This window comes from Mycolicibacterium insubricum, from assembly GCF_010731615.1.
Taxonomy (GTDB): domain Bacteria; phylum Actinomycetota; class Actinomycetes; order Mycobacteriales; family Mycobacteriaceae; genus Mycobacterium; species Mycobacterium insubricum.
Genome location: NZ_AP022618.1, coordinates 4,142,921 through 4,156,986, shown reverse-complemented (window position 1 = coordinate 4,156,986; position 14,066 = coordinate 4,142,921). Strand labels below are relative to the sequence as shown.

Below are 14,066 nucleotides of genomic sequence, written 5' to 3'. Positions count from 1 at the left end.
TCGCCTGCGCCACGGATCCTATCGGTGTGCAAGGCTGGCAGGCGTGGCAGCCCCGGAGAAGGAGGTCCGCGCGCCGCGGGCCCGGATGACCGGCACCGAGCGTCGGCATCAGCTCATCGACATCGCCCGTTCGCTGTTCGCCGAACGCGGCTACGACGGCACGTCCATCGAGGAGATCGCCCAGCGCGCCGGGGTGTCCAAACCGGTCGTCTACGAGCACTTCGGCGGCAAGGAAGGGCTCTACGCCGTCGTGGTGGACCGCGAGATGTCGGCGCTGCTGAACGGCATCACCTCGTCGCTGACCAACAACCGGTCCAGGGTGCGGGTGGAACGGGTGGCCCTGGCGCTGCTGACCTACGTCGAGGAACGCACCGACGGGTTCCGCATCCTGATCCGGGACTCCCCGGCCTCGATCAGCTCCGGCACCTACTCCAGCCTGCTCAACGACGCCGTCGGTCAGGTCTCCTCGATTCTGGCCGGCGACTTCGCCCGCCGCGGCCTCGACCCGGAGCTGGCGCCGCTGTACGCGCAGGCGCTGGTCGGTTCGGTGTCGATGACCGCGCAGTGGTGGCTCGACGTCCGCGAACCGCCCAAGGAGGTGGTCGCCGCCCACCTGGTCAACCTGTGCTGGAACGGCCTGACCCACCTGGAGTCGCACCCGGTCCTGCACGAGGAGTAGGCCCCGCACCGAGCGCGCCCGGGCCCGACCCCGGGCATAAGATCGGCTGATCATGACCGCACCGGGGACCGTCCATGCCCAAACCCCGATTGCGGGGCTCGTCGACCTGGCGCTGGCCGCGCCGACGCTGCGCGATCTGACCGAACGCGCCGCCGACGGCCCGGCCACCCTGGACCTGGTCGGCCCGCCCGCCGCGCGGGTGTTCGTGACCGCCGCGCTGGCCCGCGGCGGCCCGCTGCTGGTGGTCACCGCCACCGGCCGGGAGGCCGAGGACCTGACCGCCGAGCTGCGCGGGGTGTTCGGCGATGCCGCCGCCCTGTTCCCGTCCTGGGAGACCCTGCCGCACGAACGGCTGTCCCCGGCTGTGGACACCGTCGGCACCCGGCTGCACCTGCTGCGCCGGCTGGCCCACCCCGACGACGACCGGCTCGGCCCGCCGCTGCAGGTGGTGGTCACCACCGCGCGCTCGCTGCTGCAACCGATGGCCGGTGGCGACGGTGCGGCCGTCGACGCCGAACCGGTCACCCTGGCCGTCGGCGCCGAGGCCGACTTCGACGACGTGATCACCCGGCTCGTCGAGCTCGCCTACACCCGCGTCGACATGGTCGGCAAGCGCGGCGAATTCGCGGTCCGCGGCGGCATTCTCGACATCTTCGCGCCCACCGCCGAGCACCCGGTCCGGCTGGAGTTCTGGGGCGACGAGGTTTCCGAGATGCGGATGTTCGCCGTCGCCGATCAGCGGTCCATCCCGGAGATCGCCGTCGAGCACCTGGTCGCGATGCCGTGCCGGGAACTGCTGGTCACCGACGCCGTCCGCGAGCAGGCCGCCCAGTTGGCCGGTGCCACCCCGGCCACCGACAACACCGTGGTCGGCACGGTCGGGGAGATGCTGGCCAAGGTGGCCGAGGGTATCCCGGTCGACGGCATGGAATCCCTGGCGCCGGTGCTGTGGACCGGACAGCCGCGGCTGCTGACCGATCACCTGCCCGCCGGGGCGCCGGTGCTGATCTGCGATCCGGAGAAGGTGCGCTCGCGCGCGGCCGACCTGATCAAGACAGGCCAGGAATTCCTGGAGGCCTCCTGGTCGGTGGCCGCCCTCGGCGGCGCCGCGCCCGTCGACATCGAGGCACTCGGCGGTTCGGGCTTCCGCACCCTCGACGAGGTGCGCGCGGGCGCCGGGGAGCACCCGTGGTGGACGCTGAGCCAGCTGTCCAACGAGACCGCCGTGCAGATCGACGCCCGCCCAGCGCCGAACACCCGGGGTGCCCAGCAGAGCATCGACGAGGTGTTCGCCATGCTGCGCGCCCACATCGCCACCGGCGGGGTGGCGGCGATCGTCGCACCCGGATCCGGCACCGCGGCAAGGGTTGTCGAGCAGCTCGGCGAGGCCGACGTCGCGGCCACACTGTTGGAGCCCGGCGCCCGGCCCCAGCCCGGCGTGGTCGGCGTGCTCAAGGGTCCGCTGCATTCCGGGCTGATCTTGCCCGGCGCCGATCTAGTGGTGATCACCGAGACGGATTTGACCGGCAACCGGGTCACCGAGGTCGCCGGCAAGCGGCTGGCGGCCAAGCGCCGCAACACCGTTGACCCGCTGGCCCTGACCGCGGGCGACCTCGTCGTGCACGATCAACACGGCATCGGCAAGTTCATCGAGATGACCGAGCGCGCAGTCGGCGGCGCGCGTCGGGAGTACCTGGTGCTCGAGTACGCCAGCGCCAAGCGCGGCGGCGGCACCGACAAGCTCTACGTACCGATGGACTCCCTCGACCAGCTGTCCCGCTACGTAGGCGGCGCCACGCCGACGCTCAGCCGGCTCGGCGGCAGCGACTGGGCGAACACGAAAACCAAGGCCCGCAAGGCCGTTCGGGAGATCGCTACCGAACTCGTGGCGCTCTACGCCAAACGCCAGGCCGCACCCGGACACGCGTTCGGCCCGGACACCCCGTGGCAGGCCGAGATGGAGGACGCCTTCGGATTCACCGAGACCGTCGACCAGCTGACCGCCATCACCGAGGTCAAGTCGGACATGGAGAAGTCGGTCCCGATGGACCGGGTGATCTGCGGCGACGTCGGCTACGGCAAGACCGAGATCGCGGTGCGGGCGGCGTTCAAGGCGGTGCAGGACGGCAAGCAGGTCGCCGTGCTGGTGCCCACCACCCTGCTCGCCGACCAGCACCTGCAGACGTTCACCGCGCGGATGACCGGCTTCCCGGTCACCGTCAAGGGGCTGTCCCGGTTCACCGACGGGAGCGAATCCAAGGCCGTCGTTGCGGGTTTGGCCGACGGCAGCGTCGACATCGTGATCGGCACGCACCGGCTGCTGCAGACCGGAGTGCGCTGGAAGGACCTCGGGCTGGTGATCGTCGACGAGGAGCAGCGCTTCGGCGTTGAGCACAAGGAACACATCAAGAGCCTGCGCAGCAACGTCGACGTGCTCACCATGAGCGCCACCCCGATCCCGCGCACACTGGAGATGAGCCTGGCCGGGATCCGGGAGATGTCGACCATCCTCACCCCGCCCGAGGAGCGCTACCCGGTGCTCACCTACGTCGGCCCGCACGACGACAAACAGGTCGCCGCCGCGCTGCGCCGTGAGTTGCTGCGCGACGGCCAGGCGTTCTACATCCACAACCGGGTCCGCTCCATCGACGAGGCCGCCGCCCGCATCCGCGCGCTGGTGCCGGAGGCCAGAGTCGTTGTCGCGCACGGCCAGATGCCCGAGGAACAGCTGGAGCGCACCGTCGAAGGCTTCTGGAACCGCGAATTCGACATCCTGGTGTGCACCACCATCGTGGAGACCGGCCTGGACATCTCCAACGCCAACACGCTGATCGTCGAGCGGGCCGACACCTTCGGCCTGTCGCAGCTGCACCAGCTGCGCGGCCGGGTCGGCCGGTCCCGGGAACGCGGCTACGCCTACTTCCTGTATCCGCCGGAGCAGCCGCTGACCGAGACCGCGCATGACCGCCTGGCCACCATCGCGCAGAACAACGACCTTGGTGCCGGCATGTCGGTGGCGCTGAAGGACCTGGAGATCCGCGGCGCCGGAAACGTTCTGGGCGTCGAGCAGTCCGGCCACGTGGCCGGCGTGGGTTTCGACCTCTACGTGCGGCTGGTCGGCGAGGCCGTCGAGGCCTACCGCGCGGCGGCCGACGGGCAGCCGATCACCGCCACCGAGACCAAAGAGGTGCGCATCGACCTGCCCATCGATGCGCAACTGCCGCCGGACTACATCGGCAGCGACCGGCTGCGGCTGGAGGGCTACCGCCGGCTCGCCTCGGCGGCCGACGACGACGCGGTGGCCCGGGTGGTCGACGAGCTCACCGACCGCTACGGCCCGCTGCCCGAACCCGCGCGACGGTTGGTCGCGGTGGCCCGGCTGCGGCTGCTGTGCCGGCGTTACGGGGTGACCGAGGTGTCGGCCACCGGATCCGCCGGCCAACCCTCCACCCTGCGGTTGGCGCCGTTGCCGCTGGTGGACTCCCAGCAGATGCGGCTGGCACGGGTCTACCCGGGGGCCAACTACCGGCCCACCACCGCGACGGTGCAGGTGCCGATACCGCGCGCCGGCAGTGGTATCGGGGCGCCGCGCATCCGCGACGTCGCCCTGGCCCAGGCCGTCGCCGATCTGCTACTGGTGCTCGACGGGCAACCCCAGGGAGAATTCGACATCACCGACCTGGCCACCGCGATGCCGACGCGGACCACGAATGACGGGGGGACGGCATGACGGTGATTCTGGTGGACGCCCGCCGGCCCGGGCTGGTGCCCGTCGAAGCGATCGGGTTGCTGACCGGCCCGGTGCACTACACCGAGGAGTTGCCGCCCAAGGTGGTGTGGGCGCTGCCGTCGGCGCGGCCGGTGGGCACCGGCGACCCGGCCCCGGTGCTGCTGTCGTCCAACCGGGACCACCCCGAGGTGCGGGCCCGGCTGGCCGCCGGTGAACCGCTGATCGCGGTGCCCGAGCCGGTTCGCGGCGAGCGGCTGCTGGAGGCCGTCGAGATCATGGACCGGTTGCGCAGCAACGGCCCGTGGGAATCGACGCAGACCCACGATTCGCTAGGTCGCTACCTGCTGGAGGAGACCTACGAGCTGTTCGACGCGGTGCGCGGCGGCGACGCCGAGGAGGTGCGCGGTGAACTCGGGGATGTGCTGTTGCAGGTGTTGTTTCACGCGCGGATCGCCGAGGACTCCGTGGCGCATCCCTTCGACATCGACGACGTGGCGGCGGCGCTGATCCGCAAGCTGGTCAACCGGGTGCCCGCGGTGCTGGCCGGCGAGGAGATCTCGCTGGAGGATCAACTCGCGCAGTGGGAAGAACGCAAGGCCGCCGAGAAGGTCGCCGCGCGCGGCGTGCAGATGGTCGGTGACCCGGCCTCCATGATGGACGGGCTGCCCACCGCGACGCCGGCGCTGCTGTTGGCGCAGAAGGTGATCGCCCGCGCCGAGCAGGCCGGGATGCCCGTCGAGCTGATCCCGTCGGAGGTCCGCGAGATCACCGTCACCTCCGGGGTGGACGCCGAAATCGGTCTGCGCAGCGCCGTTCTGGCCTTCATGGACGACGTCCGGTCCGCCGAGCGGGCCATCGGCGCCGGCCGCGGCGACTTCGACGGCGCGGCGATCATCTCGGCCACACCCGAAGAGTGGCGAGCCGCGTGGCCGAGTGAGGTCGCCGACGCAGTGCGTCCCGAGGAACTCCGGGACTGACGAATTCCCGGGCCGCCCAGGGCGACCCGCTCAGCTGAACAGTTCCTGCCCGACGTAGTGCCCCTCGGAGGGCCCCGGCGGCACGGCGAAGATCGCCGAGCCGATGTGCCGGATGTACTCGTTGAGCAGATCGCGCGACCCCAGCCGGTTCTGCAGCGTGATGAAGTGTCCGGGATCGTTCATGTAGGCGATGAACAGCAGCCCGGCGTTGAGCACCCCGTTGCCGTCCAGACCGTCGGTGTAGTTGTAGGAACGGCGGCGGATCAGGATGCCGTCATTGTTCTCGTGCGCGGCCAGCGCGATATGTGAGCGCGGATTGATGACGGGTTCACCCTGCGCGTCGACGGCGGCGAAGTCCGGGGTGTCGGTCTCTTCTGTCCCGGTGAGCGGCGAGCCCGACTCCTTGTGCCGGCCGAAGATCCGCTGCTGGTCACCGAGCCGGTCGGTGTCCCAGGTCTCCATCAGCGTGCGGATCTTGCGGACCACCTGGTAGCTGCCGCCGTTCATCCACGGCTGGTCGCTGTCGGACACCCACACCCACCGCCGGTACTCCTCGTCGGTGCTGACGTTGCGGGTTCCGTCCTTGAATCCGAACAGGTTTCGCGGAGTCTGCTGGCCCTGACCGGCGGACGCGCGGCCGAACCCCAGCACCGCCCAGCCCGGAGTGACGATCCGCCGGCCGATCCGGGCCAGGTTGCGCACGGCGTGATAGCAGACCTGCGGGTCGTCGGCGCAGGCCTGCACCGACAGGTCACCGCCGACCGCGCCCGGTTCCAGGTAGTCCCCGTTGAGGGCGGGCAGCGTGTTGAGCAGGGTGGGCTTGCGCGACGCGAGGCCGAAGCGATCATCGAACAGTCCCGGGCCGAGACCGATGGTGACGGTGAGGGCGGCCGGACTCAGCCCGAACGCCTCGCCGGTGTCTCCCGGTGGGGATAGCTCACTGGGGGGCTGCACGGCCCCGACGGGTTGTCCCTGTTGCAGCAGCGCCGAGGCGGCCGACCAGCGGGCCAGCAGCACCTGCAGGTCCTTGCGGGTCGACCCCGGTGACATGGTGAATGTCATGAACACGCAATGCCGTTGCGGCAGGGTATCCACTCCGCCCTGGTGCCCTTGCCCGTAGTAGGGGTAGCTGCGGTGCAGATCGACGGTGTCGGGATCGGTGTCCCGGTGCGACGCGGCGGCCCAGCCTGCGGCACCGCCGCCGGCCGCGCCGAGTGCCAGGCCGCCGACGCCCGCCCACAGGGCGCTGCCGAGGATGCCTCGCCGGGACACCCCCGAGGACGGCTCGGCGTCCTCAGGGGTGGCCTCGGTGTCTTCCGGTGCCGTCATATCAGGCGGTGGCGACTTTCTGCGCGATGGTCGACAGGCTGTCATGCAGCGGCTGGATCACCGCGGTCAGCGATGCCGCATCGGCCTTGCGGACCTCCGGCGTCCACGGCTTGAAACCGCCCGGCGCCGACGGGTCGCGGTACTTGTCGACGGCCTGCTGGACGTTGACGAACTGCGCGTCGATCTGCTCGACCAGGTTCGCGTCGATCTTCAGCAGCCCCGGACGCAGCGCCGCGTAGGCCTGTTGCGCACCTTCCACATTGGCGGCGAAGTCCACCAGGTCGGTGTGGCTGAACGCCTCCTCCTCGCCGGTGATCTTGGTGTTCTGCACCTCTTCGAGCAGGTCGGCCGCACCGTTGGCCAGGTCCTCGGGCTTGTACTCCAGGGTCTTGACCACCTCGGCGAGCTTGCCGACGTTGGTCACCAGTGCGGTGCTCAGCTTCTTGGTCTCGCCGGTGATGCCGGTGCCCCACAGGTCGCGCTCGATTGCGTGGAAGCCGGACCAGCCGACCTTCTCGTCGAGATTGGACTGGCGCATGTCGATCAGGTAGTCGAGGTTGCCGTTGTTGTCGTCGACGGCGGTGCCAGGCAACAGGAATCCTTCGACGCTGGATTCCGCGTGCTCGTAGTACGGCCGGGCCTTGACGTAGGCGGTCTTGGCGGCTTCGACGTCGCCGGCCTGCACCGCGGTGTCGAGGACCTTGACGGCGGCGACCAGCAGGGTGATCTGTTCGTTGATGTAGGCCGCGTAGCCCTTGGCGCCTTCCTTGAGGATGTCCTGGGTGGAGCCGGTGGGCGCGGCGGCAGCCTGACCGGTGACCTCGAAGTCGACGAATTCTGTTGCCGCGCCGGGGCAGTACAGCTGGTACTTACCGCCGTCGAGGGTGACGGTGAACGACACCTGCGGGAGTCCGGGGGCGAGGTTCTCCTTCTCGCCGAGGATGCGCTGGTCCTTGATCAGTTCGACTTCGCTGATGCTCGGGGCGCTCTTGTTGATCACGTTGAAGGTGACCGGGCCGGCCGGCACGCTGGCGGTATCGACCTTGCAGGCGTCGCCCTCCAGGGACAGGTTCACCGTGTTGACGCCGCCCGAGGGCTTCGCGTCGTCGGACGTGTTGTCGCCGTGGGAACAGCCGGCGGCGACGACAGTGACGGAGGCGAGCAGGACGGGGGCCGCCAGCCAGCGGCTAGGGCGCGCGGGACCGGTCCCGTTCGGTTTCTTGGTCATCGCTGTGCTGAGTCCTTTCAGGTTCGTTCTGGGCGTCGACGTCGGTGTCGATGGGTTTGGTTGTTCGCAGGCGCAGGCCGGACACGATGAGCCACGCGGCGCCGATGCCGAGCACCGCGGGCAGCCAGGCCTTCCAGAGCATCCGCTCGTCCCGGGTCTGGCGGGCCTGGCGGATCTCGGTGAGCACCGCGTCGTCGTCGGCGGCTGCGGTGGCCCAGTCCCCAGGCAGCGTTCCGACGCTGACGGTCTTGGTGCCTGACAGTCCGCCGCCGCGCAGGGTGGCGATCCGGGAACCGGTCGCCTCCGCGTGCACCAGGGAATCGCCGCGGGAGAGCACCTCGTAGGACCTGCTGGCGTTCCACGTGACGGTGAACGGGCCCGGGGTGCGAACCGCGTTGAGGCCGACCGGCAGCCGGCCTCCCTGCAGCGCGGTGAGCTCGGCCAGGGTGACGGTGGTGCCGGTCTGGTCCGGCGCGACCCCGATCTTCGCCTGGCGGACGTCGAGGTTCACGCCGTCGAGGGTGCGCCGGCCCGCGGTGTCGAGCTGGATGTCCCGGGTCTCGGTACCGGTGTCGACCGACAGTGCCGCCGCGCCGCCGTCGGTCCGCAGGGTCACCGAGGTCCGGCCGTCGGCACTGGTTCTGGCGGGACCGGGGAGTTCGCCGTCGGCGGGCACGAACACGGCCAGGGCGGCGGCCGCGATCCCCAGCACCGCACCGGCGCCCAGCAGCAGGCGTCGGCGTTGGGCGGGTTCGGCGGCCAGGGTGGTCGGCCAGAGGAAGACGATCATGACCGGGGCGGTGTAGAGCAGCCAGCCCAGAACCTCGATCAGCCGGGGGTCGGGCGGGATGCCGAACATTCCGGTGATCAGCGCGCCCAGGGCGGAGTGGCCGGGCATCCAGCCGGAGAAGTCCAGGACCTTTTGCTGGCCGATGTTCACCCAGCCGGCCTCGTGGGCGGTGCGCAGGGTGCCGATCACCAGCCCGGCGGCGATCAGGATCAGGAACACGCCGGTGGCGCGGAAAAACCGGGCCAGGTTGAGCCGGAGCGCACCGTGGTACATCGCGATCCCGAGCCCGACGGCGGCGCCGATGCCGGTGACCGCGCCCAGCACGGCCCACAGCCGGTCCCCGCCGGAGGCCTGGGCGGCGGCCAGCAGGAAGACGGAGGTTTCGAATCCCTCCTTGAGGACCGCCAGGAAGGCCATCGTCGCCAGCGCGAGCGCACCGCCGTTGTTGATCGCCTGCCGCGCCTCGCTCTCCAGCTGGCCCTTCATCTGGAAGGCGTGGCGGTTCATCCAGACGATCATGGTGGTGACGAAGACGATCGCGATCGCGCCGATGACCGTCTCGAGCATCTCCTGCTGGCGCTGCGGCAGGTTCTCCGAGAGCAGGTTCAGGCCGACGCCGACGGCGATGCTCAGCGCGACGGCGGCGCCGACACCGACCGCCATCGGGCGCAGGGACCGGCCGCTGCGCTTGAGGAAGGTGGCCACGATGCTGACGATGAGCACCGCTTCGAGGCCTTCCCGCAGGCCTATCAGGAAGGTGCTGACGAAGACGCCCTGCATTGGCTGCCCCGATCACGTTATGCAGTTTGGGCAGGCAATCATTACCGAGGTTTGCCTTCCCTACTGGCAGGCAAACAGTACACCCAGGCGGACGTCCCGGGGACGCCCCGAACAGCAACCGGGCCGTCGGTCCGTAAAGTGGGGGGGCGTGTCTGCGGGAGGTAGCGGCGTGAGTGGTGCGGTCGGCCGTTCGACGCCGCGTGCCGCCACCCGAATCCTCCGTGCCACCTCGGTGATCACGGCGACGGCGCTGCTGTTGGCCTCCAGCTGCTCGTGGATCCTCGGCACGCCGATTCCGGCCGGCATCCCGCCGCCGCCAGGCGACCCGGTTCCGCAGGTCAACATCAACTTGAAGAAGGGCCAGGGCCGGCCCGCCGACCAGCTGCACGCGTGGGCGGCCGAGCGCGCCCCGGCGCTGGGCATCCCGGTCACCGCCCTGGAGGCCTACGGCTACGCCGCCCGGGTCGCCGCCGAGCTCAACCCGAACTGCCACCTCGCCTGGACGACGCTGGCCGGCATCGGCATGGTGGAAAGCCATCACGGCACCTACGGTGGCGCCACCATCGCCGCCAACGGCGACGTCCGGCCGCCGATTCGCGGGGTGGTGCTCGACGGCACCCACGGCAACATGCGCATCCCGGACACCGACAAGGGCGCGCTCGACGGCGACCCCACCATGGACCGCGCCATGGGACCCATGCAGTTCATCCCCGAGACCTGGCGGCACTACGGCGTCGACGGCAACAACGACGGCATCGTCAGCCCGGACAACGTCGACGACGCGGCGCTGTCGGCGGCCGGCTACCTGTGTTCGGGCCGCAAGGACCTGGCCACCGCCGCCGGCTGGATCGCCGCGTTGCACTCCTACAACTACTCCGACCAGTACGCCCGTTCCGTGCGCGACTGGGCGACCGCGTATGCGGCGGGGCATTCCCTGTAGACCCGGACGCGTCGGTTCCGGACCGGTTCGGGACGGCTGGCGGGTGCGATGGGCGGGCAACCACTACGCTGGCCGGGTAGGACTCAACGGTCGAGCGAAGGAGACGTCAGTGCCCATCATCGAACAGGTCGGAGCCCGCGAGATTTTGGACTCCCGTGGCAATCCGACCGTCGAGGTCGAGGTCGCGCTGATCGACGGCACCTTCGCGCGGGCCGCCGTACCCTCGGGTGCGTCCACCGGGGAGCACGAGGCCGTGGAGCTGCGCGACGGTGGTGCCCGCTACGGCGGCAAGGGCGTCGAGAAGGCTGTCGCCGCGGTGCTCGACGAGATCGCCCCCGCCGTCATCGGACTGTCCGCCGACGACCAGCGGCTCGTCGACCAGGCGCTGCTGGATCTCGACGGCACCCCGGACAAGTCCCGCCTCGGCGCCAACGCCATCCTCGGGGTGTCGCTGGCCGTCGCCAAGGCGGCCGCCGATTCCGCGGCCCTGCCGCTGTTCCGCTACCTGGGCGGGCCGAACGCGCACATCCTGCCGGTGCCGATGATGAACATCCTCAACGGCGGCGCGCACGCCGACACCGGCGTGGATGTCCAGGAGTTCATGATCGCCCCGATCGGCGCCCCCAGCTTCCGTGAGGCGCTGCGCTGGGGGGCGGAGGTCTACCACTCGCTCAAGTCGGTGCTCAAGAAGCAGGGGCTGTCCACCGGACTCGGCGACGAGGGCGGCTTCGCCCCCGACGTGGCCGGAACCAAGGCCGCGCTGGACCTCATCCTGTCGGCCGTGGACGCCACCGGCCTGAAGCCGGGTGTCGACGTGGCGCTGGCCCTGGACGTTGCGGCGACCGAGTTCTACACCGAGGGAACCGGTTACGCGTTCGAGCGGGAGAACCGGACCGCCGCGCAGATGACCGCGTTCTACGACGAACTGATCGGCGCCTACCCGCTGGTGTCCATCGAGGACCCGCTGTCCGAGGATGACTGGGACGGCTGGGTGGCGCTGACCGCCGCGATCGGCGACAAGGTGCAGATCGTCGGCGACGACCTGTTCGTCACCAACCCGGAGCGACTGGAGGACGGCATCGAGCGCGGTGCCGCCAACGCGCTGCTGGTGAAGGTCAACCAGATCGGCACCCTGACCGAGACGTTGGATGCCGTCGCGCTCGCCCACAACGCCGGCTACAAGACCATGATGAGCCACCGCTCCGGGGAGACCGAGGACACCACCATCGCCGACCTGGCGGTGGCGTGCAGCTGCGGCCAGATCAAGACCGGTGCACCGGCGCGGTCGGAGCGGGTCGCCAAGTACAACCAGCTGCTGCGCATCGAGGAGACCCTCGGTGACGCCGCCCGCTACGCCGGCGACCTCGCGTTTCCGCGGTTCAGCGTCGGATAGCCGGTAGCCTCGATCGGTGTCCGACGGCAAGCGGCCCGCCCCCAAACGGCGGTCACCGGGTTCCAAGCCCGGTAGCGGTGGGCGGCGCCCGGCGCCCGGGCGCGGCCGCAAACCCGCCACCGGACCCGAGGGGGCGACGCCGAACCCCTCCGACGAGGAACCGCCGGTTTCCCAGTGGACCGGGCCCGAGTCGCGGGCGATGCCCGAGGCGATCGCCCCAATCCGGGCCGCCCACGCCGCCGCGACCACCCGCGCCAACGAACAGCGCCTCGGCTTCACCGCGCGGCGCGCGGCGATCCTCGCCGCGGTGGTGTGCGTGCTGACGCTGACCATCGCCGGGCCGGTGCGCACGTTCTTCGCCCAGCGCGCCGAACAGGCGCAGCTCGCGGCGACCGAGAAGGCGTTGCGCAGCCAGATCGCCGACCTGCAGCAGCAGAAGGACAAGCAGACCGACCCGGCCTACATCGCCGCGCAGGCCCGGGCCCGGCTGGGTTTCGTGATGCCCGGCGACGTGCCGTATCAGGTGCAGTTGCCGCCCTCGGCGGTGGTCCCCGGGGCACCGGCCGGGCCGGCGCTGCCGGCACCCAGCAACGACCCCTGGTACACCTCGCTGTGGAAGACCATCGCCGACGACCCGCACCCGCCCGCGTCGCCGCCGCCCACCGTCACCCCCGACCATCCGGGCGCGGTGCCCGACGCCCCGGCCGCGCCACCGGCAGGCTCCGGTGGTTGACCCGGCCGACCTCGACGCGGTTGCCGCCCAACTGGGCCGCGAACCCCGCGGGGTGATCGAGATCGCCTACCGCTGCCCCAACGGGGAACCGGCGGTGGTCAAGACCGCACCGAAACTGCCCGACGGGACGCCGTTCCCGACGCTGTACTACCTGACCCACCCGGCCCTGACGGCGGCGGCGAGTCGGCTGGAAACCACCGGCATGATGCGCGAGATGACGGCGCGGCTGGCCGACGACGCGGAGCTGGCTGCCGCCTACCGGCGTGCGCACGAGTCGTTTCTGGCCGAGCGTGACGCCCTCGAGTCCCTGGGTACCACCTTCTCCGGCGGCGGGATGCCGGATCGGGTGAAATGCCTGCACGTGCTGATCGCCCACTCGCTGGCGAAGGGGCCCGGGGTGAACCCGTTCGGGGACGAGGCGCTGGCGGCGCTGGCCGTCGAGCCCGCGATGGCCGGAATCCTCGATCCCGCCGTCTGGTCGGCCGTGGCCGGTTCGGCGGGGGAGGACCGGTGAGCCGGGTCGGCGCCATCGACTGCGGCACCAACTCGATCCGGCTGCTGATCGCCGACCTGGACTGGGTCGACAGCCGGTGGGAAGCGGTCGATGTGGTCCGCGAGATGCGCATCGTGCGCCTCGGCGAAGGGGTGGACGCCACCGGACGGTTCTGCGACGCCGCACTGCAGCGGACCCGGGACGCACTGGTTTGCTACGCGGAAACCCTGTCCGCGCACGATGTTTCGCGGATCCGGATGGTCGCCACCTCGGCCACCCGGGATGCCGCCAACCGCGACGAGTTCTTCGCCATGACGGCCGAGGTGCTCGGGTCCGTGGCACCCGGGGCGGTGGCCGAGGTGATCAGCGGCGACGAGGAGGCCGCCCTGTCGTTTCACGGCGCGTTCGCCGAACTGGCCGCCGGTGACGGGCCATTCGTCGTCGTCGATCTGGGTGGCGGTTCCACCGAGGTGGTCCGCGGCGACGCCGACGGCGATGTGGCGGCGTCGAAATCGGTGGATATCGGCTGCGTCCGGCTCACCGAGCGCTGCCTGCACTCCGATCCGCCGACGGCCGAGGAGATCGCCGCCGCCCGCGCCGTGGCCGCCGAGCGCATCGCCGCCGCACTCGCGGTGGTGCCGGTCGTCGGTGCCCGTACCTGGGTCGGGGTGGCCGGCACCTTCACCACGCTGGCCGCGCTGGCGATGGGGCTGCCGGCCTACGACTCGGAGGCGATTCACCTGTTCCGCATCGGATTCGGTGAGCTGCTGGCCGTCTGCGACCGGCTGATCGGGATGACCCGCGAGCAGCGCGCCGCGCTGGGGCCGATGCACGAGGGCCGCGTCGACGTCATCGGCGGCGGTGCGATCGTCGTGCAGGAACTCGCCCGTGAGCTCGGGACCCGGATGGGCATCGACACCCTGGTGGTCAGCGAGCACGACATCCTCGACGGCATCGCCCAGTCCATCGCGGAGTAACCGCGCGGCAACGGTTC

11 protein-coding genes are annotated in these 14,066 nt (G+C 70.8%); 8 read left to right on the top strand and 3 right to left on the bottom strand.

All coding sequences use genetic code 11. The features are described 5' to 3' along the window. The first annotated feature begins 85 nt into the window (after positions 1 to 85). From G6N16_RS19475 to G6N16_RS19465, 3 genes are read left to right on the top strand one after another with little or no spacing between them, the layout of a single operon-like run. Positions 86 to 679 (top strand): TetR/AcrR family transcriptional regulator, encoded by a 594-nt coding sequence (locus G6N16_RS19475; protein ID WP_110810725.1) that lies wholly within the window; start codon positions 86 to 88, stop codon positions 677 to 679. A 52-nt stretch (positions 680 to 731) separates the two neighbouring features. Continuing rightward, positions 732 to 4,409: a transcription-repair coupling factor gene (gene mfd / locus G6N16_RS19470; RefSeq protein WP_083029358.1), complete on the top strand. Its 3,678-nt coding sequence runs from the start codon at positions 732 to 734 to the stop codon at positions 4,407 to 4,409. Then, positions 4,406 to 5,386: a nucleoside triphosphate pyrophosphohydrolase gene (locus G6N16_RS19465; protein WP_083029357.1), complete on the top strand. Its 981-nt coding sequence runs from the start codon at positions 4,406 to 4,408 to the stop codon at positions 5,384 to 5,386. The genes mfd and G6N16_RS19465 overlap by 4 nt, the downstream gene beginning before the upstream one ends. A 30-nt stretch (positions 5,387 to 5,416) precedes the next feature. Here the strand turns inward: G6N16_RS19465 and G6N16_RS19460 are convergent, their stop codons facing one another. The 3 genes from G6N16_RS19460 to efeU are packed head-to-tail and all read right to left on the bottom strand — an operon-like array spanning position 5,417 to position 9,513. After that, complete coding sequence (locus tag G6N16_RS19460) at positions 5,417 to 6,715, bottom strand: Dyp-type peroxidase (protein ID WP_083029356.1); 1,299 nt, start codon at positions 6,713 to 6,715, stop codon at positions 5,417 to 5,419. Between the two features lies 1 nt (position 6,716). After that, positions 6,717 to 7,943, bottom strand: a complete 1,227-nt coding sequence (gene efeO, locus G6N16_RS19455) for an iron uptake system protein EfeO (RefSeq protein WP_083029355.1) — start codon at positions 7,941 to 7,943, stop codon at positions 6,717 to 6,719. After that, the gene (gene efeU, locus G6N16_RS19450; RefSeq protein WP_083029354.1) at positions 7,903 to 9,513 is read right to left on the bottom strand and encodes an iron uptake transporter permease EfeU; all 1,611 of its coding nucleotides are present in this window, start codon (positions 9,511 to 9,513) and stop codon (positions 7,903 to 7,905) included. Before efeU ends, efeO begins: the two co-directional genes overlap by 41 nt. Positions 9,514 to 9,682: 169 nt before the next feature. Here efeU and G6N16_RS19445 point away from each other — a divergent pair, with 169 nt between their 5' ends. The 5 genes from G6N16_RS19445 (at position 9,683) to G6N16_RS19425 (ending at position 14,049) form a co-directional block, all read left to right on the top strand. After that, positions 9,683 to 10,453, top strand: a complete 771-nt coding sequence (locus tag G6N16_RS19445) for a lytic transglycosylase domain-containing protein (RefSeq protein ID WP_234805722.1) — start codon at positions 9,683 to 9,685, stop codon at positions 10,451 to 10,453. 109 nt (positions 10,454 to 10,562) lie between these two features. Beyond that, positions 10,563 to 11,846, top strand: coding sequence for a phosphopyruvate hydratase (eno, locus tag G6N16_RS19440; RefSeq protein ID WP_083029352.1), 1,284 nt, complete (start codon positions 10,563 to 10,565; stop codon positions 11,844 to 11,846). Positions 11,847 to 11,862: 16 nt separating this feature from the next. Continuing rightward, positions 11,863 to 12,579 (top strand): FtsB family cell division protein, encoded by a 717-nt coding sequence (locus G6N16_RS19435; protein WP_083029351.1) that lies wholly within the window; start codon positions 11,863 to 11,865, stop codon positions 12,577 to 12,579. Next, positions 12,572 to 13,093: a DUF501 domain-containing protein gene (locus G6N16_RS19430; protein WP_083029350.1), complete on the top strand. Its 522-nt coding sequence runs from the start codon at positions 12,572 to 12,574 to the stop codon at positions 13,091 to 13,093. The genes G6N16_RS19435 and G6N16_RS19430 overlap by 8 nt, the downstream gene beginning before the upstream one ends. Beyond that, complete coding sequence (locus G6N16_RS19425; protein ID WP_083029349.1) at positions 13,090 to 14,049, top strand: Ppx/GppA phosphatase family protein; 960 nt, start codon at positions 13,090 to 13,092, stop codon at positions 14,047 to 14,049. The genes G6N16_RS19430 and G6N16_RS19425 overlap by 4 nt, the downstream gene beginning before the upstream one ends. Positions 14,050 to 14,066: the final 17 nt, after the last annotated feature.

What these genes read in the sequence shown, in the direction of transcription:
- G6N16_RS19465 (WP_083029357.1), top strand. Translation starts at nt 4,406, where the DNA reads ATGACGGTGATTCTGGTGGACGCCCGCCGGCCCGGGCTGGTGCCCGTC.
- G6N16_RS19475 (WP_110810725.1), top strand. Translation starts at nt 86, where the DNA reads ATGACCGGCACCGAGCGTCGGCATCAGCTCATCGACATCGCCCGTTCG.
- G6N16_RS19460 (WP_083029356.1), bottom strand. Translation starts at nt 6,715, where the DNA reads ATGACGGCACCGGAAGACACCGAGGCCACCCCTGAGGACGCCGAGCCG.
- efeO (WP_083029355.1), bottom strand. Translation starts at nt 7,943, where the DNA reads ATGACCAAGAAACCGAACGGGACCGGTCCCGCGCGCCCTAGCCGCTGG.
- mfd (WP_083029358.1), top strand. Translation starts at nt 732, where the DNA reads ATGACCGCACCGGGGACCGTCCATGCCCAAACCCCGATTGCGGGGCTC.
- efeU (WP_083029354.1), bottom strand. Translation starts at nt 9,513, where the DNA reads ATGCAGGGCGTCTTCGTCAGCACCTTCCTGATAGGCCTGCGGGAAGGC.